This is a genomic window from bacterium (assembly GCA_020440705.1).
Lineage (GTDB): Bacteria > Krumholzibacteriota > Krumholzibacteriia > LZORAL124-64-63 > LZORAL124-64-63 > JAGRNP01.
Map to the genome: position 1 here is coordinate 47882 of JAGRNP010000005.1, position 25705 is coordinate 73586.

19 protein-coding genes are annotated in these 25705 nt (G+C 69.8%); 5 read left to right on the plus strand and 14 right to left on the minus strand.

Annotated elements, in window-relative coordinates:
- Positions 1–8: 8 nt before the first annotated feature.
- From KDM41_01865 to KDM41_01880, 4 genes are all read right to left on the minus strand, one after another.
- Positions 9–1073, minus strand: a complete 1065-nt coding sequence (locus KDM41_01865) for a hypothetical protein (protein ID MCB1182149.1) — start codon at positions 1071–1073, stop codon at positions 9–11.
- Positions 1074–2070: 997 nt separating this feature from the next.
- Complete coding sequence (locus KDM41_01870; protein ID MCB1182150.1) at positions 2071–5184, minus strand: sigma 54-interacting transcriptional regulator; 3114 nt, start codon at positions 5182–5184, stop codon at positions 2071–2073.
- Positions 5185–5269: 85 nt separating this feature from the next.
- Positions 5270–5575: a hypothetical protein gene (locus KDM41_01875; GenBank protein MCB1182151.1), complete on the minus strand. Its 306-nt coding sequence runs from the start codon at positions 5573–5575 to the stop codon at positions 5270–5272.
- A 198-nt stretch (positions 5576–5773) separates the two neighbouring features.
- On the minus strand, positions 5774–7234 hold the full coding sequence (locus KDM41_01880) for a sigma-54-dependent Fis family transcriptional regulator (GenBank protein ID MCB1182152.1): 1461 nt from the start codon (positions 7232–7234) through the stop codon (positions 5774–5776).
- A 79-nt stretch (positions 7235–7313) separates the two neighbouring features.
- Here KDM41_01880 and rlmN point away from each other — a divergent pair, with 79 nt between their 5' ends.
- The gene (rlmN, locus tag KDM41_01885) at positions 7314–8378 is read left to right on the plus strand and encodes a 23S rRNA (adenine(2503)-C(2))-methyltransferase RlmN (GenBank protein MCB1182153.1); all 1065 of its coding nucleotides are present in this window, start codon (positions 7314–7316) and stop codon (positions 8376–8378) included.
- A gap of 93 nt (positions 8379–8471) precedes the next feature.
- Here rlmN and KDM41_01890 read toward each other — a convergent pair whose 3' ends face one another.
- Together KDM41_01890 and KDM41_01895 are read right to left on the minus strand one after the other, a co-directional pair.
- Entirely contained in the window at positions 8472–8870 is a 399-nt protein-coding gene (locus KDM41_01890) for an Rrf2 family transcriptional regulator (GenBank protein ID MCB1182154.1), read from the minus strand.
- Between the two features lie 92 nt (positions 8871–8962).
- Positions 8963–10180 carry an A/G-specific adenine glycosylase gene (locus KDM41_01895; protein MCB1182155.1) on the minus strand — a complete coding sequence of 406 codons (1218 nt, stop codon included), beginning with the start codon at positions 10178–10180 and terminating at the stop codon, positions 8963–8965.
- 121 nt (positions 10181–10301) lie between these two features.
- Here KDM41_01895 and KDM41_01900 point away from each other — a divergent pair, with 121 nt between their 5' ends.
- Together KDM41_01900 and KDM41_01905 are read left to right on the plus strand one after the other, a co-directional pair.
- Complete coding sequence (locus KDM41_01900; GenBank protein ID MCB1182156.1) at positions 10302–12116, plus strand: long-chain fatty acid--CoA ligase; 1815 nt, start codon at positions 10302–10304, stop codon at positions 12114–12116.
- A 13-nt stretch (positions 12117–12129) separates the two neighbouring features.
- The gene (locus tag KDM41_01905; GenBank protein MCB1182157.1) at positions 12130–13044 is read left to right on the plus strand and encodes a cation transporter; all 915 of its coding nucleotides are present in this window, start codon (positions 12130–12132) and stop codon (positions 13042–13044) included.
- A gap of 7 nt (positions 13045–13051) precedes the next feature.
- Here KDM41_01905 and KDM41_01910 read toward each other — a convergent pair whose 3' ends face one another.
- From KDM41_01910 to KDM41_01925, 4 genes are read right to left on the minus strand one after another with little or no spacing between them, the layout of a single operon-like run.
- The gene (locus tag KDM41_01910; GenBank protein ID MCB1182158.1) at positions 13052–14353 is read right to left on the minus strand and encodes a M28 family peptidase; all 1302 of its coding nucleotides are present in this window, start codon (positions 14351–14353) and stop codon (positions 13052–13054) included.
- Positions 14350–15048, minus strand: a complete 699-nt coding sequence (locus KDM41_01915; protein ID MCB1182159.1) for a hypothetical protein — start codon at positions 15046–15048, stop codon at positions 14350–14352. The genes KDM41_01910 and KDM41_01915 overlap by 4 nt, the downstream gene beginning before the upstream one ends.
- On the minus strand, positions 15045–16067 hold the full coding sequence (gene rfbB / locus KDM41_01920; protein MCB1182160.1) for a dTDP-glucose 4,6-dehydratase: 1023 nt from the start codon (positions 16065–16067) through the stop codon (positions 15045–15047). Before rfbB ends, KDM41_01915 begins: the two co-directional genes overlap by 4 nt.
- Before the next feature lie 55 nt (positions 16068–16122).
- Complete coding sequence (locus KDM41_01925; GenBank protein ID MCB1182161.1) at positions 16123–16947, minus strand: BtpA/SgcQ family protein; 825 nt, start codon at positions 16945–16947, stop codon at positions 16123–16125.
- 110 nt (positions 16948–17057) lie between these two features.
- Between KDM41_01925 and KDM41_01930 the strand changes: the two genes are divergently transcribed.
- Entirely contained in the window at positions 17058–17672 is a 615-nt protein-coding gene (locus KDM41_01930; protein ID MCB1182162.1) for a thymidine kinase, read from the plus strand.
- Between the two features lie 24 nt (positions 17673–17696).
- Here KDM41_01930 and KDM41_01935 read toward each other — a convergent pair whose 3' ends face one another.
- Entirely contained in the window at positions 17697–19652 is a 1956-nt protein-coding gene (locus KDM41_01935; protein MCB1182163.1) for an HDOD domain-containing protein, read from the minus strand.
- A 219-nt stretch (positions 19653–19871) separates the two neighbouring features.
- Between KDM41_01935 and queD the strand changes: the two genes are divergently transcribed.
- Positions 19872–20231 (plus strand): 6-carboxytetrahydropterin synthase QueD, encoded by a 360-nt coding sequence (gene queD, locus KDM41_01940; protein ID MCB1182164.1) that lies wholly within the window; start codon positions 19872–19874, stop codon positions 20229–20231.
- On the opposite strand, the gene KDM41_01945 is transcribed toward queD, so the two are convergent.
- The 3 genes from KDM41_01945 to KDM41_01955 form a co-directional block, all read right to left on the minus strand.
- Positions 20219–22834 carry a BatD family protein gene (locus KDM41_01945; protein MCB1182165.1) on the minus strand — a complete coding sequence of 872 codons (2616 nt, stop codon included), beginning with the start codon at positions 22832–22834 and terminating at the stop codon, positions 20219–20221. The genes queD and KDM41_01945 overlap by 13 nt on opposite strands.
- Complete coding sequence (locus KDM41_01950) at positions 22828–24750, minus strand: VWA domain-containing protein (GenBank protein ID MCB1182166.1); 1923 nt, start codon at positions 24748–24750, stop codon at positions 22828–22830. Before KDM41_01950 ends, KDM41_01945 begins: the two co-directional genes overlap by 7 nt.
- A gap of 12 nt (positions 24751–24762) precedes the next feature.
- The coding region (locus KDM41_01955; GenBank protein ID MCB1182167.1) for a VWA domain-containing protein at positions 24763–25705 on the minus strand (943 nt) is incomplete at its 5' end.

A 25705-nucleotide genomic window follows, 5' to 3' on the forward strand; every position in this document is an offset into this window, starting at 1 on the left:
CCTTCGCTCTAGAGCTTCATCAGCACGGGCTTCTCGTCGCGGGCGCCCTCGTCGGGCTCCTGCAGCTCCGGCAGGTTCGCGATCAGCTGGTAGGCCCAGATCAGGTCGACCGAACTCGCATTCACCCGCTCGATTCCGAACTTGGCGTAGTGCAGTTCCTGGGTGCCCGGCTCCACGATCTCGACCACGTAGACGTGCCCCGTGACGAGTTCGAGCCTGCCGGTGCGGGAATAGCCGTTCTCCGGGGCCCAGGACACGCCTTCGAAGATCACATGGCCGCTGGCATCGAGGAAGACCCCGAAATCCTGGATCTGGGTCGTCGCCGGGTCGGCCAGGGCATAGGCGATGCCGTTGTCGAACTCGATGCGGATGTTGTGGTAGCTCGCCGGCGCGACCACGCCCGCATCCAGGATTCCGGTCGCGGCCGCGGCCGCCCCGAAGTTGAAACACGAGCGGTCGCTGTTGACCCCGGCGCTGTCGTGGACCCGGACGGGCGTGAACCACCCGTTGACGTCGAGCGGACTCATGGGCAGCGGGGCGTCGGCCACGAACTCGAAGCTGAGCGCGCTCTCCCGCCCGGCCGCATTCACCGCCGCCACGGCGTACTCGTACTGGCGGCCGTTCTCCACGTCCGCGTCGATGAACCAGTGCAGGCCGCTGCTGGGGTCGTAATTCTCGTTCCAGGCCACTTCGCCGATGAAATAGAACTCGCGGTTCGGATCGAACTCGTCGCCGAAATCGTAGAAGCGGCTGTAGATCGCGTAGGAGGTCACGTTCTCGTTGTAGGAGTCGTCGTACGGCGCGTACGCGATGTCGTACCACTGGACGATGACCTCGTTGTTGCCGCTGATGCTGTGGACACCGGTGGGAACGACAGGGGGCGGCAACTCCACGCAGTTGAGGCAGTCTTCGTCGGATTCGCAGCCCGCCAGCGCAGCCAGCAGGCCGAACAATCCGACGACCAGCAGGCGGCGGAAATCCGCCCTGGGCCCCCGCGTCGAAACGGCGTCCCATCCCTGGGAAGCCGCAGGCCGCGTCGAATTCGCCTTGAAAACCGTCAGCTGCTTGTCCATTGCACGCCTCCTGTCGTCACCATGTTCGCCACGCCCGTATCGCAGGCTTCGTGCCACAGCGGCCGCCGCCGCCCAAAGCCGCGTTCGGCCGGGATCGTCCGGCATTCCGGTCGGGGCCGCCCGGGCGTCCGGTGATGAGCTTAGTTGTTATTTCAAAAAGAGATAGACATCCCCACGCGAGCAACCGGCGGCATGGCAAGATCTCCACCGCGCTCCGCGAGATGCAGTAACCGCCCCTCGTGCAGCCGCTTCCGACCGCCGGACGATGTGCGCATTGTGGGACAGATTCCCCAAAATGAGACGAAGAAGACGGGCGGCTGGCGACCGGGGACGCCGCAGCCGAAGGGAGGGGCCGGGACCGGCGCCCGGGGACAAATGAGGACATGGAGACAAAAAGAAAAAGAGCCCCGCCTTGCGGCCCCGGTCTTGGATCTCGCCTTTCCAACACCGGTTAAGGGCTCTTTTATAGAATCTCCGGTGAGAGATCCTGAAATCGTGTGCGACCCGACTGTCCTTTGATATTCGTGTTTCGGGAGAAGAGGTTCCGTTCTCTCTCGCGACCAGGAAATGATTGATCAGACCCCACCTCTTCACAATCCTTCTGGCCGCACTTCTTGTTGAAAACGCCCTCGATGCCGGTAAGCGTTGAGGGGACGAACCTTCTTTCTCCCGAAAACACGAATGTCAAAGATCGATCAAAGTCTCGAAGAGGTTCCCTGTAACTCGCCCCTTCTTGAAGAGACCTTTTGCACGGGCCGTACCAACCTCCCACACATTGTTTACATTTTTTTAACTCCCTATCCTGCAACGCCTTAATGAGCCACGAGCAACCCCGGCAGGCCCCTCTGACGACCGCGATCAGGGTCGATCTATAAATTCCATTTACAGTTCGTGGCGGGCAAAAATTAACCCGCTGCCTGGCAACGGGTTAATCTATCAATTCTGGTTCGCGGCGGGATCGGGCCCCTGTCCCATCCTTTACAGTACGGGAGCCATCCTACCCCGCAGCGATCCCGTAGTGCCGGATCTTCTTGAGCAGATTCGGATAGCTGATCTTCAGGCGCCGAGCGGCCTCGGACTTGTTGCCTTCGGCGGCGCGCAAGGCCCGGGTGATCTCGCGGCACTCGATCACGGCCAGGGTCTCCCTGAGCGGCACGATGGCGGCCTCGCTCGCGGCGGCCGCCCCCAGGTCGCCCACGATCTCCGCGGGCAGATGCTCGGGCCGCAGGACACCTTCGCCGTGGGCCAGGACGATGGCCCGCCGCAGGGTCTTCTCGAGCTCGCGCACGTTGCCCGGCCACGCGTGGGCCAGCAGCGCATCGAGGAAGGCCCGATCGAGGGCCGGCACCGAGCCGGTGATCTCCTGCCCGAACCGCTCGACGAAATGGCGGGTCAGCAGTTCGACGTCGTCCGGCCGCTCCCGCAGGGAAGGCATGACGAGGGGGAAGTCCAGCAGTCGATAGTAGAGGTCCTCGAGGAACTCGCCCCGCTGGGCCATGTCGTGCAGGTCGGACTTCGAGGCGCAGATGATCCGCACATTGACCTCGAACTCGGTGTTCGCGCCGACGGGACGGACGACCCGGGTGTCGAGGAAGTGCAGCAGCTTGCCCTGCATGCTGAAGGGCATCTTGCCGATCTCGTCGAGGAAGACGGTCCCTCCCTCGGCCTCGGCCAGCAGCCCCTTCTTGTCGCTGTGGGCCCCGGTGAAGCTGCCGCGCTTGTGACCGAAGAGCTCCGATTCCAGCAGGGTCTCCGGAATGGCCGCGCAGTTGATCGACAGGAAGCGGCGGTCGGCCCGTTTGCTCAGGGCGTGGATCGAGTAGGCCAGCAGCCCCTTGCCCGTGCCCGTCTCGCCGTTCAGGAGCACGGTCAGATCGCTCGGCGCGACCTTCCGCGCCAGGCCGAGCACCTCGAGCATCTTGCTGTTCTGCGTGATGATGTTCTCGAAGCTCTCGACGCGGTCGAACGGCGTCACCGTTTCCGCATCGGCGGCGCCGCGCCCCTTCTCGTAGAGGAAGAGGGCCAGGAAGCCCATGTAGGTGGCCAGGAAGTCGAGGCTCGAACGATCGAAAGCGACTCCCGTGGCTCCCAGTCCCGACTTGCCCAGGTAGAGCAGACCGAACTGGCGGTCGTGCAGGGCGATCGGCATGAAGACACAGCTGTCGGCGACCGTGATCAACGCCGGGACGGCGGCGACCACGTCATCGGCCCCGTCCAGACGGGAGAAGAAGCAGGTCCCGGACCGGCGGCCGGCGGCCAGTTCCGCGTCGAACCAGCGGGTGAGCTGCTCGGCCAGATTCTCGGTCATTCCCTGGCGGGCGGCGATCTTCAGGCGAGTCGCGCCCTGCTCGTGTTCGACCATGGCGATGAATCCGGTGTCGGCCCCGACGCGCTCCATGCCGGCACCCAGAACCACACCCAGGTTCCGCGGCACGGCCGGACCGCCCTTGGCGAACAGGCCCGGCAGGCCGGAAATGGCCTGCAGGTGGGACTTGGCCGCCCCCACGCCGCCCAGCAGTCCGGACTCGATCCGGTTGCGCAGCGACACCACCGAAGCGTCCAGTTCCGCATCCTCGCAACCGGCCGCGTGGCGCTCCAGTTCGAAAACCGTCAGCAGGGCGTCGTCATACTGGTCGAGGCGGATCTGCACCTGGGCCAGTTTCTCCAGCACACGGCAGAGCACCAGGTCGCTGACCGCGGCGGCCCCGGTGTCCTGGGCGTCCATGAGGAACCGGCGGAACAGGAGCAGTTCGGCCTCTCCCGCCCCGTCGAGGCGATGGTCGGCGAACTCGAGGATCGCCTGGCACCAGAGGTGCGGCAGGTTCTGCTCCTGGAAGGTGGCGATGGCCTGCCGGAAGTGATGGTCGGTCTGCTGCCAGTCGCTGCGGGCCGCGTACGCCTTGCCCAGGGTCAGGTGGCAGAATCCGATCTCGTAGTGCTCTCCGCATTTCTCGCAGATGGCGATGGCGACCTGGCTGACGGCGATGGCCTCGTCGGCCTGCCCCGCCGCGAGATGGGCCTCGCCCATGCGGCGCTGCAACTCGCCTTCCAGATCGTTGCCCGAGGCGATGGCGCGGGACTTCTCCAACCCGACCTGATAGTTGAACCGGGCCTTGTCCGGGTCGCCACGCTGCAGGAAGATGTCACCGAGGTACTCGTCGGCGATGACGGCCTCGCGCATGAAGCGGTGCTTCTCGGCCAGGCTCTTGCCGTTCAGCAGGAGCGTCTCCGCCCGGGCGTATCGTCCGGCCAGGGTTTCCAGGCGGCCCATGGCCAGGTTGAGGCGGGCTTCCTGGATACGGTCGCCCAGGCTGACGGCCAGGCGCAGCCCCTTCTCGAGCAGGGTGCGGGCCTCGCCCAGGCGGTCGATCTTCTGGAGGGTGATGCCCTGGTTCAGGTAGAACAGGGGCATCAGGTGGCTGGCGCCGATCCGATGAGCCAGTTCGACGGCTTTTTCCATCTGGGCCAGGGCCTTGTCCCAGCGGCAGTCGTTCTTCTCCATGAGGGCGAGGTTGTTCAGGAGGTTGGCCACGCCGAGATCCTCGCCGATGCGGCGGTAGGTCGACAGGCCGTCGGCGAAGAACTCGCGCGCCTTCTCCTGACGTCCGAGCCGCACATGGCAGATGCCCATGATGGTCTGCAGACGGGCGACGGCAGCATGCTCGTCGGTGAGGGCCAGGACCGCGAATGCGCGCTTCGCCAGGTTCAGCGCGTCGTGGAGGCGTCCTCGCTCCCGGTAGACGTCGGCCCGGCGCAACTCGAAGGTCGCCATGAGCACGGCGTTCTCGGCCGGGTCGGCCAGGCCCGACGTGCGGCCGACCAGGGAGACCGCCCGATCGAGCAGGGCCTCGCAGTCGTCCAGCTGGCCGAGCCGAAGCAGCGAGTCGATGGCCTTGCGCAGGACATCGACGGCCTTCTCGCGCGAGACGGCGGCGAGGGCTTCTTCCTCGAGGAGTTGGCGGTAGTAGTCGAGGGCAGACGAAAAAGCGGACGAGTGGTAGTGCAGATCGCCCACTTCCTCCAGACGGCTCCAGGCCGCGGCGTCGACGATCCGCCCCGAAGACTGCCGTCCGGCGGGGTAGCGATCCTGATTGTTGAAATTGTCTCGCATCAACCGTTCCCTCGGCGAGGAAGTGGACCGGTGACTTGACCAGTTGTACTCCCGGCTGGCGGGCCGTCCGAATCCTACGGACAGCCTAGATCGCCAGCAACTTGATCAGCGACAGCACGTAGAGCAGGGTTTCCGTCTCAGCCACCCCATCGAGCCCATTCGACGCCCGGATCAGCAGATCGTCGTCGTCGGTCAGACCATTGCCGGTTCCCATCCCGTCCGGATCACCATCCGGCCCGTTGAGAGTCCCGTCCAGATCGCCGGATTTCACATCGGAATCCGGCACCGAGATCGAGTCGGCAACGTCCGCCTTGGCCATGGGCGCGGACACCGCGCCTCCCACCACGAACACTGTCACCAGAAGAACCAGAACCAGATTGATTCTCTTCATGTTCTTCTTACTCCTTGGCAAAACTGCACCCCGTCGAACAATTCGAACAGATTCTGAGGCCGCCCGGACCGACATGCCTTCGGTTCCGGATGGCGGATGATTCTCTTTATTTACGGATCGGGACACGGCTTGTCAACACCTGTCTCCATCCGTTGACGGTCGGAATCGGGACCGCCGGGCGGATACCCCCACCCCGGGTCAGTCGACCGAAGGCTGCGTGCGCAGGTCGTACTTCGTGATCTTCTTGTACAGGTTGCTGCGCTGCATGCCGAGCACCTCGGCCGTCTTGCTCACATTATAGAGGTTTTCCTTCAGCTTGTGTTGCAGATATGCGCCCTCGCTGAGGGACTTGAACTCCTGGAAGTCGTTGCAGGCGAAGAAGGACTCCCCCGGATCAGCCGTCTGGCCGGCCCCCGGCAATGGGGGCAGATCCGAGGGTTGGACGATGTCGCCCGAAGCCAGGATCAGCATACGTTCCACAAGGTTACGCAACTCGCGCACGTTGCCGGGCCAGGAATAGGAGCGCAGGATCGCCAAGGTTTCCGGCGCGTAGGTGCGCGGTCTGGTCTTGAGCCGCTTGGCCAGGTCGGCCATGAACCAGTTCAGGAGCAGTTCGACGTCGCCTTCCCTTTCCCGCAGGGGAGGCANATGGATCGACAGGACATTGAGGCGGAAGAAGAGGTCGTCGCGGAAGTCACCGTCGCGGACCTGTGACGCCAGGTCGCGGTTGGTGGCGGCGACGATGCGCACGTCGACGCTGCGGGTGGTGGTGTCGCCGACCCGCTGGAAGCGGCTCTCCTCGACCGCCTTGAGGACCTTCGCCTGGGCTTCCTCGCTCATGTCGCCGATCTCATCGAGGAAGAGCGTGCCGCCGTCGGCCTGCTCGAACTTGCCGGTCCGGTTGCGGTCGGCACCGGTGAAGCTCCCTTTCTGGTGCCCGAAGAGCTCGGACTCGACGAGTTCACGCGGGATCGCCGCGCAGTTCACCTCGACGAGGGGACGATCGCGGCGCGCGCTCGCCTGATGGATGGCCCGGACGACGAGTTCCTTGCCGGTGCCGTTCTCGCCGGTGATCAGCACCGTGCCCTCGCTGGCGCCGACCTTCTCGATGAACGACCGGACCTCGCGGATGCCCCGGCTCTCGCCGATGAGCGGATGGGCGTGCGAGGTCTGTTCCACCATGGTCGCCACGCTCTGGCGCGCCTGATGGTGATCGAGGCAGTTGTTGAGGGTCACCAGCAGCCGGGAACGGTCGAGGGGCTTCTCGAGGAAGTCGTAGGCCCCCTGCTTCACCGCCTCGACGGCCGTCTCGATGTTGCCGTGACCGGAGATGACGATGACCGGCAGGCCCGGCGCCGCGGTCCGCAGCTTCTCGAGGACCTCGAAGCCGTCCATGCCCGGCATCTTCACGTCGAGCAGGACCACGTCCGGGACCGCCTTGTCGACCATGGCCAGGGCCTCGGCGCCCGATCCGGCTTTCTGCACCTGGTATTCCTCGTAGGTGAGGATCATCTCGAGGGTCTCTCGGATGGCGATCTCGTCGTCGACGATCAGGACGGTCTTCACGTTCACCTCGCTGCCGGGCGGTCGATCTCCCTTGCGCCCGGGCCGGAAAGGCGGGTTATTGTCGGCTGCGGCACGCGGCCGATTCCCCCCCATTGTCCGCAGAGGAATCGCCCCAGGCAACCCCCAACTTCACCGCCCCCGCCGCGGGACGGCGGTCGCGGTGCGATCTGCGATGCAAAACCTCACCTGCCAACCCCTCCTGCGGGACCTGGTTCCGGATCAGTTCGCGGCGCTCGCCGCGGAATTCGACGTGCCGGCCTATCGCTCGCACCAGCTGCGGGAGTGGGCGCTGAAGCACGGCGCCCTGGCCTGGGACGACATGGCCAACGTCCCCCGGGCGCTGCGGGAGGCCGCGGCCAGGCGCTTCGACCTGCGGGGACTCGAGGTGCGGGAACGTCAGGTGTCCCGGGACGGCACGCGCAAGTTCCTCTTCGCCACCCGCGACGGCAACACCATCGAGAGCGTGATCATCCCCATGGCCGAGCACGTGACGTTCTGCCTGTCGACCCAGGTGGGCTGCGCCATGGCGTGCACCTTCTGCGCCACGGCGCGCGGCGGCCTGGTGCGCAACCTGAGTCCGGGCGAGATCATCGAGCAGATCCTGCACCTGCGGCGGGACCTCGCCGCCGAACCCGTCCCCGGTCGGGGCGACCGGCAGCACAACGTGGTCTTCATGGGCATGGGCGAACCGCTGGACAACTGGGAAGGGCTGGCGCCGGCCCTGGAGAGCATGCTGCATCCGGACGGCCTGGGCATGTCGCGACGGCGGGTCCAGGTCTCGACCAGCGGTCCGGCCGCAGGGCTGCGGCAGCTGATCGCGGCGAATCCCGGCGTGGGGCTGACCCTGAGCCTGGGCGGCTCGACCGACGAGGAGCGGCGCCGGATCATGCCGGTGCCCGGGCGCACGACGCTGGCCGAAGCGATCGATCTGGCCGCCGAGTACGGCCGGGTGGCGGCCCGGCGGGTGACGGTGGCGTGGGTCGTCATCCGGGAGCGCACCGATCGGCCGGAGCAGGCCGAGCGGCTGGCCCGCCTGTTGAAGGGCCGGCACATCAAGGTGAACCTGATCCCGTGGAATCCCCTCGACGATTCGCGGCTCGAGGCCGCGGACGAGGGCGCCGTGCTCGCCTTCCAGGCGGTGCTGACCGGCGCCGGCGTCCCGACGTTCATCCGCGCCAGCGGCGGCCGCGACATCGATGCGGCCTGCGGCCAGCTGCGGCGCAAGCGCGCCTCCTGATCATCGCGGCGACCTGGACGGCAAACGGCTCCCGCCACCGGCGGGAGCCGTTCGCATGCCGAGGTCCGGACGCGTCGTCGCGCCGGTTCCGCGTCAGATGACGTCGGCGAGGTTGGTGCGGTCGAGGGCGCCGGTGAGCGCATCCTGCGCTTCGCGCCAGACACCGGCCACCGCGCACGTGTCGGCGTCCTTGCAGGGATTGACCTTCCGCAGGCAGTGGTTCAGGACGATGCCGCCCTCGCACACCTCGACCACATCGCGCAGGGTGATCTCCTCGGCCGGACGCCCCAGACTGAAGCCCCCCTTGACGCCCCGGTGGGACTTGACGATGCCCGCCTGCCCCAGCATCTGGAAGATCTTCGCGAGGAACGCTTCGGACACCTCGCAGGAACCGGCGATGACCTTCAGCTGCACCGGCGCGTCGTCGTTGCGCCGCGCCAACTCCTGCAGGCCCCTGATTGCGTACTCCGTCTGGCGTGTGATCTGCAGCATCGCTTTCGTCCTCCCACCCGGGTCCGGGACCCGTTGGTCCGTGGCGTGTGATGAGTCTGTGGGTTCAAAAAAGGTCTGCTCTTATCCGAAAGTCAAACGTCAGAATGTTGTTGAAAATGAAGGGCCTTTTCAGCGAGACGCGACAGCGGCGGCAACCCGTCGGCGGGAGCGGCGAAGCAGCCCGGGGCGCCCGGCCGCGACGCCCGCCAGCGGCTGCTGTCGCCGCGGAGGCGGGCCGGCAGCTCGGCCCGCGCGGGCAATTCGCAGCCGAGGACGGTGGCCTGCAGACGGTACCGTGTGATGCCGTGGCGGACGGTGCCGAGGGTCTCCCACCCGCCCCCGGCGGGGCCCATCGCGTCCGGCAGATCGAGCCGGTCGGCGACGGACCCCCAGGGGACCGCGGGGACGTCCGGACCGGACCACCAGGCCGTCGTGGGCAGACCCCAGAGGCCCCGGTGCAATCCGGAGAAATCGTCGCGGACGGAGCGCCGCCCGGGCGCGCTGCTCGGCCAGGCCCCGGCGGACGGCGGCTCGAGAAAGACGCGGTCGCGCCACCGCACCACGAGCAGCGCGAGCCCCACCTCCTCGGGACGACGGGGCGGGCGCGGGGGCGGCACCCGGTCGGCCCAGCCGCCACGGCCGGCCCGGCACGATCCGGCCACGGGGCACTCGCGGCAGCGGGCGTCGCGGGCCCGGCAGACGAGGGCGCCGAGTTCCATGAGGGCTTCGTTCCAGGGTCCGGGCGCGGCGGCCGGCACGAGAGCCGTCCCCAGATCGTCGACGGCGCGCCGACGTTCCGCCTCGCCACACGCCGCCCAGGCGTCCGGGTCGGTCACCGCCCAGCGGGCCAGGACGCGTCGCGCGTTGGCGTCGAGGGCCGGCACGCGCTCGCCGAGGCCGAGGCTCGCGATGGCGCCGCTGGCGTAGGGACCGACGCCCGGCAGGGCGCTCCACTCGTCGCGGTTCGCCGGCCAGACGCCCCTCCGCTCGCCGACGATGCAGCGGGCCGCCGCGTGCAGGTTGCGGGCCCGGGAGTAGTAGCCCAGCCCCGCCCAGGCGGCGAGCACGTCGGACTCGGGGGCGGCGGCCAGGGCGGCCACCGACGGGAAGCGCTCCATGAAGCGGATCCAGTACGGCACCACGGCCTGCACGGTCGTCTGCTGCAGCATGATCTCGCTGATCCAGATGCCGTACAGGTCGTCGCCGTCGCGCCACGGCAGGTCGCGCCGGACCCCGGCGAACCAGTCGTCGAGACGGGCGGCGAAGGCGGGGTCGTCGGGCATGCGCAGCAGGTCGAAGGCCGTCTCCATCTGTTCCTCCCGCGGGGTGCGGTCGATGCCGATTGACAAAGGTCGGACGAGCGGTGACCATGTTCGGACTCGCCCGCGCGTTCCGCAACCGCAAGTCCATTCCCACGGTCCGGGAGGCCCCATGTCCGTTCAGACCATCCCCGAGCTGTTCCTCGCCGCCATGCGGGAATACCCGCGGCCGGACTGCTTCTCCTATCGCGACGGCAGCGGCCAGTACGTGGACGTGTCGAGCGAGGAGGCCCTGCGTCGGGTGCGCGCCCTGCGCTTCGGACTGAAGTCGCTCGGGGTGCAGCCGGGCGACCGGGTCGCGCTGCTGTCGGAGAATCGCCTCGAATGGGCCCTGTGCGACCTGGCGACCCAGTGCGCCGGCGCCGTGGTGGTGCCCATCTACCCCACGCTGCTCGAGGAGACGATCCGCTACATCCTGCAGGACTGCGAACCGGTGGCCGTCTTCGTCTCGTCCGAGGAGCAGGCCCGCAAGATCCACGCGATCCGCGAAGACCTGCCGTTCGTGCGCGACGTCATCTCGTTCGACGCCGTGGCGGTGCCCGACGTGATGCCCCTGGACAAGATCAAGCGCATCGGCCAGAACCTGGTCGACCAGAACCCGCCGACGCCGGCCGAGGACTGCACGCCGGTCGCCAAGGACAGCCCCTGCAGCATCATCTACACCTCGGGCACGACGGGCAACCCCAAGGGCGTGGTGCTCACCCACTGGAACTTCGTCTCGAACGTGCTGAACGTGGGCAAGGTGATCTCGTTCAACCGGGACGACCGCTGCCTCAGCTTCCTGCCCCTGAGCCACGTGCTCGAACGCATGGCCGGGTTCTACACCATGCTCCACTCCGGCGTCGGCATCGCCTACGCCGAGCGCATGGACACGGTGCCCGTCGACGTCCTCGCGGTGCGGCCGACCATCATGATCTCGGTGCCACGCCTGTACGAGAAGATCTACGCCAAGGCAGCCTCCCTGGCCGTCGCCGCCGGCGGCGTGAAGAAGAACATCTTCTTCTGGGCGCGCAACGTGGGGATCCGATGCGCGGAGATCGAGACCGAGGGCGGCCGCGTGGACGGTTGGCTCGCGTTCCAGCGCGGCCTCGCCGACAAGCTCGTGTTCGCCAAGCTGCGCGCCAAGCTCGGCGGCCGCGTGCGCTTCATGGTGTCGGGCGGGGCGCCGCTGAACCCCAAGATCAACAAGTTCTTCTACGGCGCGGGCATGGTCATCCTCGAGGGCTACGGCCTGACCGAAACCAGTCCGGTCCTGAGCTGCAACAATTTCGGCGCCACGCGGTTCGGCAGCGTGGGCCGGCCCCTGCTCGACACGGAGATCCGCATCGCCGAGGACGGCGAGATCCTCGCGCGCGGACCCCAGATCATGGCCGGCTACTTCAACAACGAGGCCGCCACGCGCGAGGTGCTCTCGGCCGACGGCTGGCTGTCGACCGGCGACATCGGGCACATCGACCAGGACGGCTACGTGTTCATCACCGACCGCAAGAAGGATCTCATCGTCACCGCCGGCGGCAAGAACATCGCCCCGCAGCCCATCGAGAACCGCTTCGCCACCAACAAGTACGTGACGCAGATGGTGGTCATCGGCGACAAGCGCCAGTACCTGACCTGCCTCATCGTGCCCAACTTCGAGGTGTTGGAGGAGTTCGCGGCCGGGGCCGGGCTGGCCAACGTCGGCATCGCCGACCTGCTGCGCCACCCCCGGGTGCTGGAGCTGTTCGATACCGTGCTCGCCGACATGAACCGTGAGCTGCCGGGCTTCAGCCAGATCCGCAAGTGCGCCCTGCTCGAGCGCGAGTTCACCCTCGACGACGGGGAACTGACGCCGACGATGAAGGTCAAGCGCTTCGCCATCAATCGGAAGTACAAGGACATCATCGATACCATGTACCCCGCTCCCGTCGCGGGCGAGGACATGGCTTGAGGATCGCGAACCGATGAACGCGACCGGCGCCGCGGAGAACTACTGGCTGCGGCCGGTGGTCTGCACCACCGCCGGGCTGATCGGCAACGTGCTGCTGTCGGCCGGCAAGCTCGTCTTCGGCGTCCTCGCCGGTTCGGCTGCGCTCGTGGCCGACGGCTTCCACAGCCTCGCCGACGTGCTCAGCGACGTGGGGATCCTGCTCGCCCTGAAGGCCGCCTCCCGCCCGCCCGATCAGAACCACCCCTACGGCCACCACAGCTTCGAGACCCTGGGCGCGGTCGTGGTCGCCCTGTTCATGCTGGTGACGGCCGGGCTGATCGCGCGGTCGGCGGTGCTCCAGATCGTGCGGGGGCAGTCGCTCCATCCGGAGTGGCCGGCCCTGGCCGCCACGCTGATCTCGGTGGCCGTCAAGGAGGCCATGGCCCGCTACACGCTGCGGGCCGGCCGGGTGAACAACAGTCCGGCCCTGCTCGCCAACGGCGCCATGCACCGCTCGGACGCGATCAGTTCCCTCGCCGCGGCCGCCGGCATCGGCGGCGCCATGGCCGGCTGGCCGATCCTCGACAGCATCGGGGCCGCGGTCATCGCGCTGTTCATCCTGAAGATGGGCATCGACCTGATGCGCGAGAACGTCATGGCCCTCATGGACACCATGCCCGACGCGGCCCTGCTCGCGGAGATCTCGCGCGAGGCCGGAGCCGTGGCGGGGGTGCAGGAGGTGCGCAGCCTGCATGTGCGCCAGCGGGGTTCGTGGTACCTGGCGGACGTGCGGCTGGCGGTGCATCCGGAGAACACCATCGCCACGGCCCACGACATCGGGCACGAGGTGGAGCACCGGGTGCGCGAACGGGTCGACAAGGTGGCGCGGGTGTTCGTGCACGTCGAGCCGGGAGCGGACACCGACGACGGGCGCCCCGGGCGGAGCTGACGGGCGGCTACTTCCGGTCGGCCCGGTTTCCCATGACCACCGTGAACCGCAGGGGCGAACCGTCGCGCCGCACTTCGACCTCGACCAGGTCGCCGGGGTCGTGGGCGCGCAGGACGCGGGTGAATCCGGCGAGGTCGGCGATGGGTTCGCCGGCCATGCGCACCAGGACGTCGCCCTTCTGCAGACCCGCCCGGGCGGCGGGGCTTCCGTCGAAGACGCCGGCCAGCTTGTACCCCACGATCTCCTCGGTGAAGTCGGGCAGCGAGCCGAACCAGGTGTCGCGGTTGCCGTCGACGTGGCCGTCCTCGCGCAGGTCCTTCTCTCCCACCATCCGCCACGGCAACGGGCCCGGCCGGCTCGCCACGGCCGCCACGAGGCGGGCGCCGTAGGCCGCCACGTCGCGCAGGCTGGCGGGGTCGAGATGGTCCCAGGTGTCGGCGGGGCGGTTGTAGTCCTCGTAGGGACCGCCGAAGACGAAGAGCACCGGCACCTCGCGCGTGTTGAAACTCATGTGGTCTGAGCCCGACCAGCCGCCCTGGCCGAGGGAGAGATCGAGGCCGTCGGAGTTGGCCGCGGGCACGATGTCCGCGAAGGCCGGCGTCGTGCCGAGGCCGCTGACGTAGAGTCGGCGGTCGGTCATGCGCCCCACGGTGTCGAAGTTGATCATGGCGTCGACACGGTCGAGAGGCAGCGGGGGTTCGCCCACGAAGCGGGCGCTGCCCTGCAGGCCCACCTCCTCGCCCCCGAAGAACGCGAAGACGATCCCGCGCCGGTCGGTCGCGTCGGCGTCGCCGACCAGGCGGGCGATGATGTCGCAGACGACCGTCACACCCGAGGCGTTGTCGTTGGCGCCGGGGTAGTAGTCGTCCGGACCGGGCGGCGGCGCGTCGTCGCCGGCCGGCACGACCCGGCCCAGATGGTCGAGGTGGGCGCCGACCACGAGCCAGCGGTCGGCCAGGGAGCCCCGGCCCGGCAGGACGCCCGCCACGTTGCGGTCTTCCCGTCCGGCAAGATCCTGCCCGGCCCAGCCCGTGCCCGTCAGGGGAACCGCCTGCTGCCAGGCGCCGGCGAAGGCCGGTTCGAGGCCGGCCGCGGCGAGCCAGCCGGTGATGGTGTCGGCGGCGGCGAGGACGGCGCTCGTGCCGCTGCCCCGGCCGGCGAGGGCCGGGGCGGTCAGGGTGCGCACCCGCGCCAGCATGGCGGCCGTATCCGGCGCCGCCGGAACGGCGTGGGCCAACGGCACGGCGGGCCCGGCCATCGTCAGCGCGACGACCGCGGCGCGGAGGGTTCCTGCAGCGGAGAACCTCATGCCGACCCTCCCAGCACGGCCTGGAAAACGGACCGGCCGCCGCAGAAGCGGCCGCAGAGGTGTCCGAAGACGCCCGCGTGCTCGGCGAGGCGGGCAGCCGGGTAGCCCGCCGTGGCCATGATCACCGCGAGGACGTCGGTGGTGACGTCGCGCGTGCAGGTCCGGGCCGAATCGCTCGTGGGCGACCCGAACGGCCCCTCGTCGTCGAAGAGGCCGAGGCGCCCCGCGAGGTGGACCGGCCCCTTGCGGATTCCCGCGTACTCCTCGCCCGGTTCGCCCACGCGCAGGGTCACGTCGCCCCGCACCAGATCCAGGTCGTACATGCCGATCGGCAGCAGGAACTGCAGCGATGCCAGATTGCAGGTGTCGACGATGTTGCTGATGCGGTAGAGCTCGTTGCCCTTGAGCACGCGGCGGAGCAGCGCTTCGCTGCTGGGGCGGTGGCGCGAGGGATCCATGCCGAAGCTCCTGTAGAGGTCGCGCGCCTCGGCCAGACCGGGGATCTGCGCCGGGGTGCGGTCGCCGAGGGCGGTGCGCAGGTCGGCGCCGAGCGCCGCCGTCGCGGCCGCCACCGCCGGATCGTCGGCCACGGTGATCCCCGCGACCTGGACCACGGCGCAGGCCACGCGGCCGGCGGCGCCGGGATCGATGCTGACGGCGCGGCCGTCGGGCAGGCGGCAGGACGGCTCGCTCACGCGTCCGCTCCGCCGCGCGAGCCGTACATGCGCTCGTAGTAGCCCTGGTAGTCGCCGCTGCGGATCTCCTCCCACCAGGAACGGTTGGCCAGGTACCAGTCGACGGTGCGGGCCAGGCCGTCCGAGAAGGCCACCTCCGGCTGCCAGCCCAGTTCCTCCCGGATCAGGGTCGCGTCGATGGCGTAGCGCAGGTCGTGCCCGGGGCGATCCTTGACGAAGGTGATCAGGTCGCGGCTGCGCCCGAGGTGGTCGACCAGCATCTCGACCAGCGTGATGTTCCGCATCTCGTTGCCGCCGCCGACGTTGTAGACGCCCCCCGGCCGCCCGCGCCGCAGCACGGCGTCGACCGCGGTGCAGTGGTCGCGCACGTAGAGCCAGTCGCGCACGTTGCGCCCGTCGCCGTACACGGGCAGCGGCTTGTCCTCCAGGGCGTTGGCGATCATCAACGGGATCAGCTTCTCGGGAAACTGGTACGGGCCGTAGTTGTTGCTGCAGCGCGTGGTCATCACCGGGAATCCGAACGTGTGGTGGAAGGCGCGGCAGAGCAGGTCGGCCGAGGCCTTGCTGGCGGAGTAGGGCGAGTTGGGCGCCAGGGGCGTCGACTCCGTGAACGCGCCCTCGTCGCCGAGGGAGCCGTACACCTCGTCGGTGCTGACCATGACGAAGCGGTCGACGCCGGCGGCGCGGGCCTCCTCGAGGAGGATCTCCGTGCCCACCACGTTGGTCGTCACGAAGACCTCCGGCCCCTCGACGCTGCGGTCGACGTGGCTCTCGGCGGCGAAGTGCACCACGGCGTCGATGGCGTGGTCGCGCAGGGCGGTGCGCACGGCGGCGCGGTCGCGGACGTCGCCCCGCACGAAGGCGTAGCGCGGGTCGTCCTCGCACCCGGCCAGGTTGGCCAGGTTCCCGGCGTAGGTGAGCAGGTCGAAGTTGACCACGTGGTCGTCGCCGCGCTCGAGCAGGAGGCGGACATAGTTGGCGCCGATGAAGCCGGCGCCGCCGGTGACGAGGATGTTCATGTCGCGCTGCTTCCTGCGCCCGGGGCGCCGTTGGAACCTTCCGTCTCGACCCGCATCACGCGCCCACCGCCTGCCAGGCCGCCAGAAACTCCCGGGTCCGCGTCGCGGAAACCCGGGCGGGCGCGCCGGGTTCCTTCAGGCTCGTGCCCACGATGCACCCGTCGGCGTGGGCCCGCAGCATGGCCGCCGTCGCCGCGTCCGCCCCGCTGCCCACCAGGAGCGGACAGTCGGGCAGGGCCTCGCGGACGGTCACGAGGTCGGCCGGATCGGTGCCCGCACCCGTGGCCGCCCCGGTGACGATGACGGCATCGGCGCGACCGCGCAGGCGCAGATCGGCCGCCTCTTCCGCCAGCGGGCGGGCCACGAGGGGCCGCGCGTGCTTGACCCGCACGTCGGCCAGGATCGCCACGTAGGCGGCCGGCCGGTCGGCCCCCAGTTCGCGCCGCCGGCGCAGGGTCTCCCAGGCGCGGCCGGTGATGGGGCCCTGGTCGGTCACGGCGGCGCCGCTGTGGACGTTCACGCGCACGAACCGCGCGCCGGTGGCGACGGCGATTCCCAGGGCGCTGTCCACGTCGTTGCGCAGGACATTCACGCCGAGGGCCACGTCCGGGAAGTGCCGCCCGACCGCCCCGACGAGGCGCGTCATGGCGGCCACCGTCTCGGCGCCCACCCGGCCGGGCAGGAAGGGCACATCGTGGTAGTTCTCGACCATGATCGCCCTCACACCGCCGGCGGTCAGGGCCTCGGCCTCGGCCAGGGTGAAGGTCTCGACCGCGGCCAGGTCGCCCTGCCAGCCGGGGCTGCCGGGAAGCGCGGGCAGGTGGATCATGCCCACGACACCGCTCCCCAACGCTTCTCGCAAGTCGTCACGGGTCCACATCATCGCCTCGTTTCAGGTCGGTTCCGGCTCGCGGGGAGCATTTTCTTGGCGTCGCGCCTGTGATAGAATAAATTCTTCCCCGTCGACCAGACAAGGATTTAAGGAGCAGCATGCAGATCATCAACGGCAAGACGGGCTGGCTCGAGGTCATCTGCGGCCCCATGTTCAGCGGCAAGAGCGAGGAGCTGATCAAGCGCCTGCGTCGGGCCCAGATCGCCAAGCGGCGGGTGCAGATCTTCAAGCACGCCATCGACGCCCGCTACGACGCGACGAAGATCGTCTCCCACAGCGCCCAGAGCATGCCCGGGGTCGCCGTCAGCGACGTGCGCGACATCCTCGACCTCGTCGACGACCGCACGGAGCTGGTCGCCATCGACGAGGGCCAGTTCTTCAGCGACGACATCGTCGAGGTGGCCAACACCCTGGCCAACCGCGGCAAGCGGGTCATCGTCGCCGGGCTCGACCTCGACTACATGGGCAACCCCTTCGGCCCCATGCCTCAGCTGCTCTGCTCGGCCGAGTACGTGACCAAGCAGCTCGCCATCTGCATGACCTGCGGCGATCCGGCCAACTTCACCCAGCGCCTGACCAAGGCCACCGAGCAGGTCGTCGTCGGCGCCGCCGAGACCTACGAGGCCCGCTGCCGCCTGCATTTCGAGCCGCCCGCCGAGGCCGGCGCCGACGGGGAAGCAGAAGGCCCCGAGCGCCGCAGCGCCCGGGGCTGATCTCCCGTTCCGATTCCGCCGCTCCTACGTGAAGAAGTGCGGATCGATCTGCAGTTCCTTCGCCTTCTCGCGCAGTTCCCTCACCCGCACCGAAGTGACGCCCAGGAATCGCGCCACCGGGCTCAGCTCCTCGGGCTCGGCCGGTGCGTCGGTCGCGGACGGGTCGGCGTCCTCGCCGCTCGTGGTCAGGGCGATCTCCTCGCCCAGGGCGATCATGGCGGCGACCTGCGCGTTGCGCGCCTCGTCGGCCGCGAAGTCGTGGTGCCAGCGGACGGCATCCTCCAGGTCCTGGCTCAGGTTCCATTCCCGGATCAGCAGGGCCCCGAGGGCGCCGTGGTCGAAGCCGAGGGTCTCCTTCTCGACCTCGTGGTAGGGCCGCCCCGTCGTGGCCGACTCGGTGAGGATCTCCTGGAAGAGCTCCGGGTGGGAGCGAGCCAGGACGAGCTGCCCGATGTTCTGCATCAGGCCGCCGATGAACACCGCCTCGGGATCGGCCCGTCCGACGACCTGGGCCACGAGTTGGCCCGCCATCGCCGACATGACCGACTGGCGCCAGATCTTCTGGTAGAGCATGCCGGCACCGGGCGCCAGGAAGACCGAACGCGCAGCCGTGACCAGGGTCCAGTTGCGGATGGCGACGAAGCCCAGGCGCACGATGGCCTCGCTGACGGTCTTGATCTCGCGGACCGCGCCGTAGAAGGGGCTGTTGGCGATGCGCAGCACCTTGGCCGTGAGGGCCTGGTCCATGGCCAGGGCCGATTCGAGCTTCGTGGCCGTGGTCCGCGGGTCTTCGATGACGGCCATGATGTGGCAGGCCGCCCGCGGCAGGGCCGGCAGCTCGCCGCTGTGGCTGAGTACGATCTCCGGCGTCAGCCGGACGGTCGCGCCGTCGCCGTCGGCCCACGCCGGGGCTTCGGGCAGGGCGTCGGCGGTCTTCGGGTCCGGCATCGCGGTGCGACCGGTGTCGGTCTCCGGCGCGGACGTGCCCGCCGGCGCCAGCTTCAGCTTGCGGCGCGGGCGCGGGGCCGGCGCCCCTTCGTCGGCGTTCTCGGCGGTGGCCGGTTGCACCACGAAGGGATCGATCTCGGGCGCATTCGAGGCGGCCGGCGCCGGGCCGGGCGAGACCGGCCCGCCGATGGCGAGGGGGTCGTCGGAGCCCGGCGGGTCGGCGGCGAGAGCCGGCGGCTGCGGACCGCGTTCCGCCCGCAGGGCCTGGCTCTTCTGGCGACGGTGCAGTTCGGACTTGAGGATGCCGGCAACCCGCCCCTGGCGCGTCTGCACGCCCTTGGCCAGCAGCTGCATGCGGGCCAGGGCGAACTGGGCCAGGATCTCGGCGATGGCCAGCGACTTCTCGGCGGCCTTGTCGGCGTCGAGGTAGATGAACGTGTTCCAGTGGCCCTGGGAAGGCAGGGGCACGATGACGATCTGGCGATCGCGGCTGCCGCGGCCGAGCATCAGGGTCAGGTCGAGGGGGAAGTGCTTCACGGGCACCGGCCCGGCGTACACGGTGGCCTCGTTGGCCGTGGCCTCGAAGATGTCGGCGCGAGACGTGGGGATGGGTGCCCGGCCGTCCGGCCGCTTCCGGCGGGCCTCGGGCGGGACCTTGATGTTCTCCTCGAGGAAGACCTGCAGGCCGGTCGTCCACTTCTTCAGCAGCAGCATGCGCAGGCCGGTCTTGCCGGCGAGACCGACGAAGTACTTGGGGAAGTTCTTGAACTCGGAAATGGTCGTCAGCTCGGCGATGCCGGCGCGGAGCAGGGCCATGCCGTCGCGGCCCACGTCGCCCCGCGCATGGCGGAGGGGAGCCACCACGGGCCCCCGCACCGGTTCCACGGCGGGGGACTCGGGCTGGTCGGTGTCCGCCTCGTCGGTGGGCACGTTGCCCACGTCGCCCGTTTCGGCGGTGAGCTCCTGCACCCGCGACTGCAGCGTGCCGAGGGTCTGCAGGATCTCCTGGAGTTCGTTGGTCTTGCTCGCCACGTGTTCCCTCACTGTCGGCGGACCGGCGACGCGGCCGGGGGCGTCCGGGGGCCTCGCACGGTCTCGTGGACCGTCGTCATCTGCTCATCGGCAGCTTACGGGGCCCCTTTTACCGTTTTTTGCCCTTCCCGCCCCCCGGCCCGGCGGTTGCGTCCGGGCCGCCCGCCGGTTAGGTTGGCCCGGAAACACCGCTTCGGGAACCGTCCGGGGGAGTCTTCCATGCCGTTCCGCATCACCAAGTCGTTCCGCTTCGACGCGGCCCATCACCTGCCCCACGTGCCGGAAGGCCACAAGTGCGGCCGGCTGCACGGCCACACGTACACGGTGAAACTGGGTCTGGAAGGCCCGCTGGACGAGCGGATGGGATGGGTCCAGGACTACGGCGACGTGAGCGCCGCCTTCCGGCCCGTGCTGGAGATGTTCGACCACTACGACCTGAACGCCATTCCCGGGCTCGAGAACAGCACCGCCGAGATCATGGCCCGCTGGATCTACGAGCGGCTGAAACCGGACCTGCCGCTCCTGGTGGACGTCACGGTGTGTGAGACGCCCACCACCGAGGCGGTCTACCGGCCCTGAGGCGAGAGTTCCAGCCGGACGGGCTCGACGCTCTCGGCGGGGACCCAGCCTTCCCAGTCGCCCCCCATGCCGACCCGCACCCATCCCTCGCGACGGCCGACGATGTTCAGGGTCAGGCCGTCGTGCACCTCGAAGAGGGTCGAGAAATCCCGCGACGGGCCCGAGCGCACGGCGACCTCGTCGGCCACGACGACGGCCTCGTCGCGGCCCTGTTCGTCGTACCAGCGCGCCGTGGTGATCGCCACGACCACGACGAGGACCCCGGCGCCGGCCAGGAGCAGCCGCCGGTGGCGCTCGCCGAAGCCGTCGCGGTACCATCCCCAGGCCACGAGCCCGGCCACCAGCCACGCCAGCACCACCGTCAGCAGGCCCCACTGGTCGAGGGTGAAGGCCTGGACCAGCGCCACGAACTGGGCGATGAACAGGGGCAGCGAGCCCTCGTTCAGTTCGAGGTCGCGGATGTGGCGCCGCACCCACTGGAGGTTGGCCGCCACGTCGCGGTCGCGGGGCGCCAGCCGTTCGGCGCGCAGGTACGAGGCCACCGCGCGGCCGAGTTCGCCACGGCGGGCGTAGGTGTTGCCGAGATTGAAGTGCAGCACCGGATCGTTGACGCCGGCCTCGCGGGCTTCCAGGTACAGCGCCGCCGCATCGTCGAGACGCCCTTCGGTGTAGGCCTGGTTGCCTTCGGCCAGCAGGCGCGCGGGATCGGCCCCCGGACGGTCGTCGCCCGCCCCGGCGGGCCCGGCCAGGCCGGCCAGGAGCAGGGCGAGCAGCAGGATCGCCAGACGCGGCATCGCGCCGCCGACCTGGCCACGGGCCCGGTCGACCCGCCGCAGGACCTCGGCGGCGTCGCGGGCCAGATCGACCGAGGCCGTCCCGCCGGCGCCGCCGAAACGGGCCGCATCGCAGGCCGCGAGGATCCCGGTCAGGCGTCGCGCGGCGGCGGCATCGTCCAGGGCGCGGCAGTGGGCCTGGACCTGCTCCGGCCCCACCGAGGCCAGGGGCCGGTCGTGGCAGTCGGCGACGTAGCCGCAGATGGCCCGGGCCACGTCGTCGGGACTCGGGGCGGCCTCGGGGGCCAGCCGCGCCAAGGCGGCCGCCAGGGCCCCTCGCCGACGCCGTCCGGCCGGGTCGCGCCGGGCGGCGGCCCAGCGGGCCAGAAGCAGGCGGAAGCCGCCCAGCAGGGCCACGGGCAGCAGCAGCAGCCCCCACCACAGGCGGCCGCCGGTCCAGGTGCCGGACTGCCGCGAGAGGGAGCGCGGCACCTGGTGGATGAAGGCGAGGTCTTCGCCGAGCCGGGCGATCTCGCTGCGCAGGAAGCCGGACTCGTCCTCGCTGGGGCGGGGGCGGTCGCTCGGCAGCACCGTCACGCGCCAGGGCTCGGTGTGCGAGGTGCGGTAGCGGCCATCGGCCGCGTCGAACCACGTCAGCGCCACCGCAGGCACCTCCAGGGCGCCCTCCAGATCGGGCACGATGACCTTCTCCACCGCGATGTGGCCCACGAGCCGGTCACGGTCGATGGCCGTGCGGTAGTTCTCGCCGGCGTCGTGCAGCCGCGCCCCCACGGGCACCGGCACCGGCAGTTCGCTGAATCCCTTGAGGAAGCCGTCGGCCGTGAGCCTGACCTGCAGCCCGATGGCCTCGCCCCGCGGCACCGTATCGCGGTCGACCACGCTCACGAGGTCGAGGGACGTGGCCACGAGCCCGCTGTAGCCGTCCGGGGCCGGCCGCGGCAGTTCCTGCACGGTGATGGTGAGCGGTTCGGTGCGCAGGACGCGCGGGCCGGTGCGCGAGCGCTGGGACTGGAAGAAGCGGTCGAAGACTCCCGCCGGGAAGCTGAGCTCGGCCGGCTCGATGGTCAACGCACCGGCACGGGTCGGGAAGACGGCGTAGCGGATCTCGGTCACGTTGTAGGCCCGGCCCCTGACCACGCGGCGTGCATTCTTCTCGCCGAGATCCTCGCGCCAGAAGCCCTCCGTGCGCGGCGGGGTGTACGACGGGTTGTTCCAGGGCTGGACCCGGCGCCAGTAGCTGAAGGTGACGACCACCTGCTGACCGACCCAGGCCTTGTCGTGGTCGGCGGTGAGCGTGACGAAGATGTCGTCGCCAGGCTGGCCGGCGGCCCCGCCCGCGCCCGCAGCGGGCTCCGGATCCGGTCGCGCGGTGCGGTTGCCGGTCTGGGCCGGAGGCAGGGCATTCGCACCCGCGGCCGCCTGCGTGACCGTGATGGCGATGGGCTCGGTGCTGCAGGTGGCGCCGCCCGCATGGATCGTGACGGCCGGTATCGTGAAGTCGGCGTCGGTCTCGACCCGCAGGAAGTAGGTGCGCGACACGGAGGTCTCGGTGCGCCCGTTCACCATGCTCATGCTCTGGTTGGTGCCCCCGGCATAGGTGCGCACGCCCGGGATGGCGGGCAGATCGAAGTCCGCCGACCAGCCCATGTCGCCGCGCGTGCTCACCGTCAGCATGATCTCGCCGCCCTGGGGCACGCTCGTCCGATTGACCGCCGCGTCGCACTCGTAGGTCGCGCGGGCCGGTCCGGCCAGGGCCAGGATCACACCCACGGCCGCGATCAGGCCGCCAAGGTCTCGTCGCCTCACCATTTCTTCCCGCTCTTCGGTTTGCCGCCCTTCAGGCGTTTCTGGACCGAGCGCTTGAGTTCCTCCTCGTCCCGGTCGAGGGCCTTGAGGATCTGCTCCTGCTGCTCCTTGGTCAGCTCCTCGGGGTTCGCCCCGTCCTGCCCATCCTCGGACGGCTCGGGCTGCTGCTGGTCCTCACCGGGCTGATCCGGCCGGGGCTGCTCCGTGGGCTCCTGCTCGTCCTGCCCCTGCTCCTGATCCTGCGGCTGCTCCTGCTGCTGCTGGCCCTGTTCGCCGTCCTGCTCTTCCTGCTGCTCCTGCTGCTGCTGTTGCTGGTCCTGCTGCTCGTCCTCGCCCTGCTGGTCCTGCTGCTGCTCTTCCTGCTCCTGCTCCTGCTTCTCCTGCTGCTGTTCCTGCTGCTGCTGCTGTTCCTGCTGCTGCTGTCCCTGCTGCTGCTGCTCCTCGAGCCGGCGCTGGGCGACCTCGAGGTTGAAAAGGGCGTCCTTCTGGTCCGGATCGAGGCGGAGGGTCTCGCGCAGGCTCTCGACGGCGCCCTGGGGATCGCCGGCGGCGAGCCGCGCGGTGCCCTGGTTGTAGAGGGCCTCGGCCCGGAGCGTCGGATCCTCGCTCGCGTCGGCCACCCGATCGAAGGCCCCGAGGGCGTCTTCGTAGCGCTCGAGCTGGAAGAGGGCCTCGCCCACGGCGAGGGAGATGACCGGATCGTCCGGGGCCTGCACGAGGGCCGACTCGAAGCGGGCCAGCGCCCCCTCGTAGTCGCCTTCCGCGTAGAGCCGGAGGCCTTCGTTCATGTCGCCCAGCTGCGGCGGCACCACCGCGGCCTGCGCGCCGGCCCCGACGGCCAGGCCCAGCGCCAGGCCGGCGGCGAGCGCCGCGACACCGCTGCGGGTCCACGCTCCGGCGGTCGCCACCGGTCGCCGCCGCGCACGCACCAGCAGACGCAGGCCGAAGCACAGCACCGCCAGCAGCAGGGGCCACACGAAGCGTTCCTGGTAGGCGGAGATGCGGCGGTCCTCCAGATCGCGCCGGCCGAGGCGCTGCAGTTCGGCGAAGAGCCGGTCGCCCGCCAGGCCGTCGACCCCGAGCCGGAAGGCACTGCCCCCGCCGATGTCGGCCAGTTCCTGCAGGCGCGACAGATCCATGTGGGTGGTGACGACATTGCCCTCGTCGTCCCGGAGGAACCCGTTCGGACGGCCGAGGTTGTCCGTCACCGGAATCAGGCCGCCCCCCTCGTCTCCCACGCCGACCGGGATCAGGCGGATGCCCGCGTCGCGGCAGGACTTCGCCTCGGCTTCCCAGTCGCCCTCGAGGTCCTCGCCGTCGGTCACCAGCAGGATGGCCTGGAAGGCGCCGTCGTCGTGTTCGCCCCGGCCCTTGGCCAGCAGTTCCCGGCTCGTCTTGAGGGCGGCGCCAATGTCGGTGCCCTGCTCGCTCATCATGTCCGGTCCGGCCATCTTCAGGAAGATGTCGGCCGTGCCGTAGTCGAGGGTGAGCGGGCACTGGACGAAGGCCGCGCCCGCGAAGAAGACCAGGCCCACGCGGCTGGCTTCCAGCCGTGAGAGAAAGCTGCCCAGCTCGGCCTTGGCGCTCTCCATGCGGTTGGGGACCACATCCTCGGCGAGCATCGAGTTGGAGATGTCCAGGGCCACGACGATGTCCGACCCCTGCTGCGTGACGGTCACCTCGCTGGCGCCCCACTGGGGCCGGGCCAGGGCCAGCAGCAGCCAGAAGAGCCCGGCCAGGTAGAGGAAGCGGCGCCAGCCGCGCACGCGGGGATTGTCCCCTTCGAGGTGGGCCGCCGCCCGGGGGCCGAGCAGGCGGGCCAGACGCCCCGCGGCGCGGCGGTCACCCGCCCGCAGCAGCAGCCACATCAGCGGCAGCAGGGGCACCAGCCACAGCCAGAACTCGACGGCGAATCGCAAGGGCGTCTCCTCCTAGGGCACGCGGCGCAGCCAGGTGGCGCCGAGCAGCCCCTCCAGCAGCAGCAGCAGCAGGCCCGGCACCGCGAAGGCCGCCATGCGCTCGCGGTACCAGGTGCTGACGGTGGTCTCGTAGCGCGCCGTCTCGAGCGCGTCGATGGTCGCGAAGATGCGGGCCAGGGTTTCCGGGTCGGTCGCCTGGTACATCTCGCCGCCGGTCGTGGCGGCGATGCGGCGCAGCAGGTCCAGGTCGATGCGCGTTTCGACCTGGCGCGTCTGCCGGCCGAAGATGGGGTCGTCGACCGGATACGGCACCATGCCCTCGCGTCCGATGGCCACGGTGTAGACGCGCACGTCGAGGGACTTGGCCAGCTTGGCCGCCGTCTCCGGTTCGAGGGTCGGCACGTTGTTCACGCCGTCGGTCAGCAGGATCACGGTGCGGCTCGGCGAGGTCGAATGCTTGAGCCGTGCGACCGCCGTGGCCAGGCCCAGGCCGATGGCGGTGCCGTCGTCGACGAGACCCACCTGGATCTCGTCGAGGAATCCGGTCAGCACCGGATGATCGAGGGTGAGCGGGCACTGGGTGAAGGCCCGGGCCGCGAAGACCACGAGCCCGATGCGGTCGTTGGGCCGGCCGGCGATGAATTCGCGGATGACCTGCTTGGCCGCGCCCAGGCGGTCCTGGGGTTCGAAGTCGAGGGAGCGCATGCTGCCGCTGATGTCGAGGCTCAGGACGATGTCGATGCCCTCGCCCTCGATCTCCTCGGAGCTGTGGGCCTGCCGCGGACCGGCCGCGGCCACGACCAGCAGCACCAGGGCCACGGCCGACAGCCAGGGCAGCGCGCGGGCGAGGCGCACCCGCGGCGGGTCCGCGGGCGGCGCCAACAGGTCCAGGCGGGCGTGACGCAGCGCGGCCGGATCGCCGCCGCGCCGCAGACGCCACCAGGCGGCGGCCAGG

What these genes read in the sequence shown, in the direction of transcription:
- KDM41_01865 (MCB1182149.1), bottom strand. Translation starts at nt 1,073, where the DNA reads ATGGACAAGCAGCTGACGGTTTTCAAGGCGAATTCGACGCGGCCTGCG.
- KDM41_01870 (MCB1182150.1), bottom strand. Translation starts at nt 5,184, where the DNA reads ATGCGAGACAATTTCAACAATCAGGATCGCTACCCCGCCGGACGGCAG.
- KDM41_01875 (MCB1182151.1), bottom strand. Translation starts at nt 5,575, where the DNA reads ATGAAGAGAATCAATCTGGTTCTGGTTCTTCTGGTGACAGTGTTCGTG.
- rlmN (MCB1182153.1), top strand. Translation starts at nt 7,314, where the DNA reads ATGCAAAACCTCACCTGCCAACCCCTCCTGCGGGACCTGGTTCCGGAT.
- KDM41_01890 (MCB1182154.1), bottom strand. Translation starts at nt 8,870, where the DNA reads ATGCTGCAGATCACACGCCAGACGGAGTACGCAATCAGGGGCCTGCAG.
- KDM41_01895 (MCB1182155.1), bottom strand. Translation starts at nt 10,180, where the DNA reads ATGGAGACGGCCTTCGACCTGCTGCGCATGCCCGACGACCCCGCCTTC.
- KDM41_01900 (MCB1182156.1), top strand. Translation starts at nt 10,302, where the DNA reads ATGTCCGTTCAGACCATCCCCGAGCTGTTCCTCGCCGCCATGCGGGAA.
- KDM41_01905 (MCB1182157.1), top strand. Translation starts at nt 12,130, where the DNA reads ATGAACGCGACCGGCGCCGCGGAGAACTACTGGCTGCGGCCGGTGGTC.
- KDM41_01910 (MCB1182158.1), bottom strand. Translation starts at nt 14,353, where the DNA reads ATGAGGTTCTCCGCTGCAGGAACCCTCCGCGCCGCGGTCGTCGCGCTG.
- rfbB (MCB1182160.1), bottom strand. Translation starts at nt 16,067, where the DNA reads ATGAACATCCTCGTCACCGGCGGCGCCGGCTTCATCGGCGCCAACTAT.
- KDM41_01925 (MCB1182161.1), bottom strand. Translation starts at nt 16,947, where the DNA reads ATGTGGACCCGTGACGACTTGCGAGAAGCGTTGGGGAGCGGTGTCGTG.
- KDM41_01930 (MCB1182162.1), top strand. Translation starts at nt 17,058, where the DNA reads ATGCAGATCATCAACGGCAAGACGGGCTGGCTCGAGGTCATCTGCGGC.
- queD (MCB1182164.1), top strand. Translation starts at nt 19,872, where the DNA reads ATGCCGTTCCGCATCACCAAGTCGTTCCGCTTCGACGCGGCCCATCAC.
- KDM41_01945 (MCB1182165.1), bottom strand. Translation starts at nt 22,834, where the DNA reads ATGGTGAGGCGACGAGACCTTGGCGGCCTGATCGCGGCCGTGGGTGTG.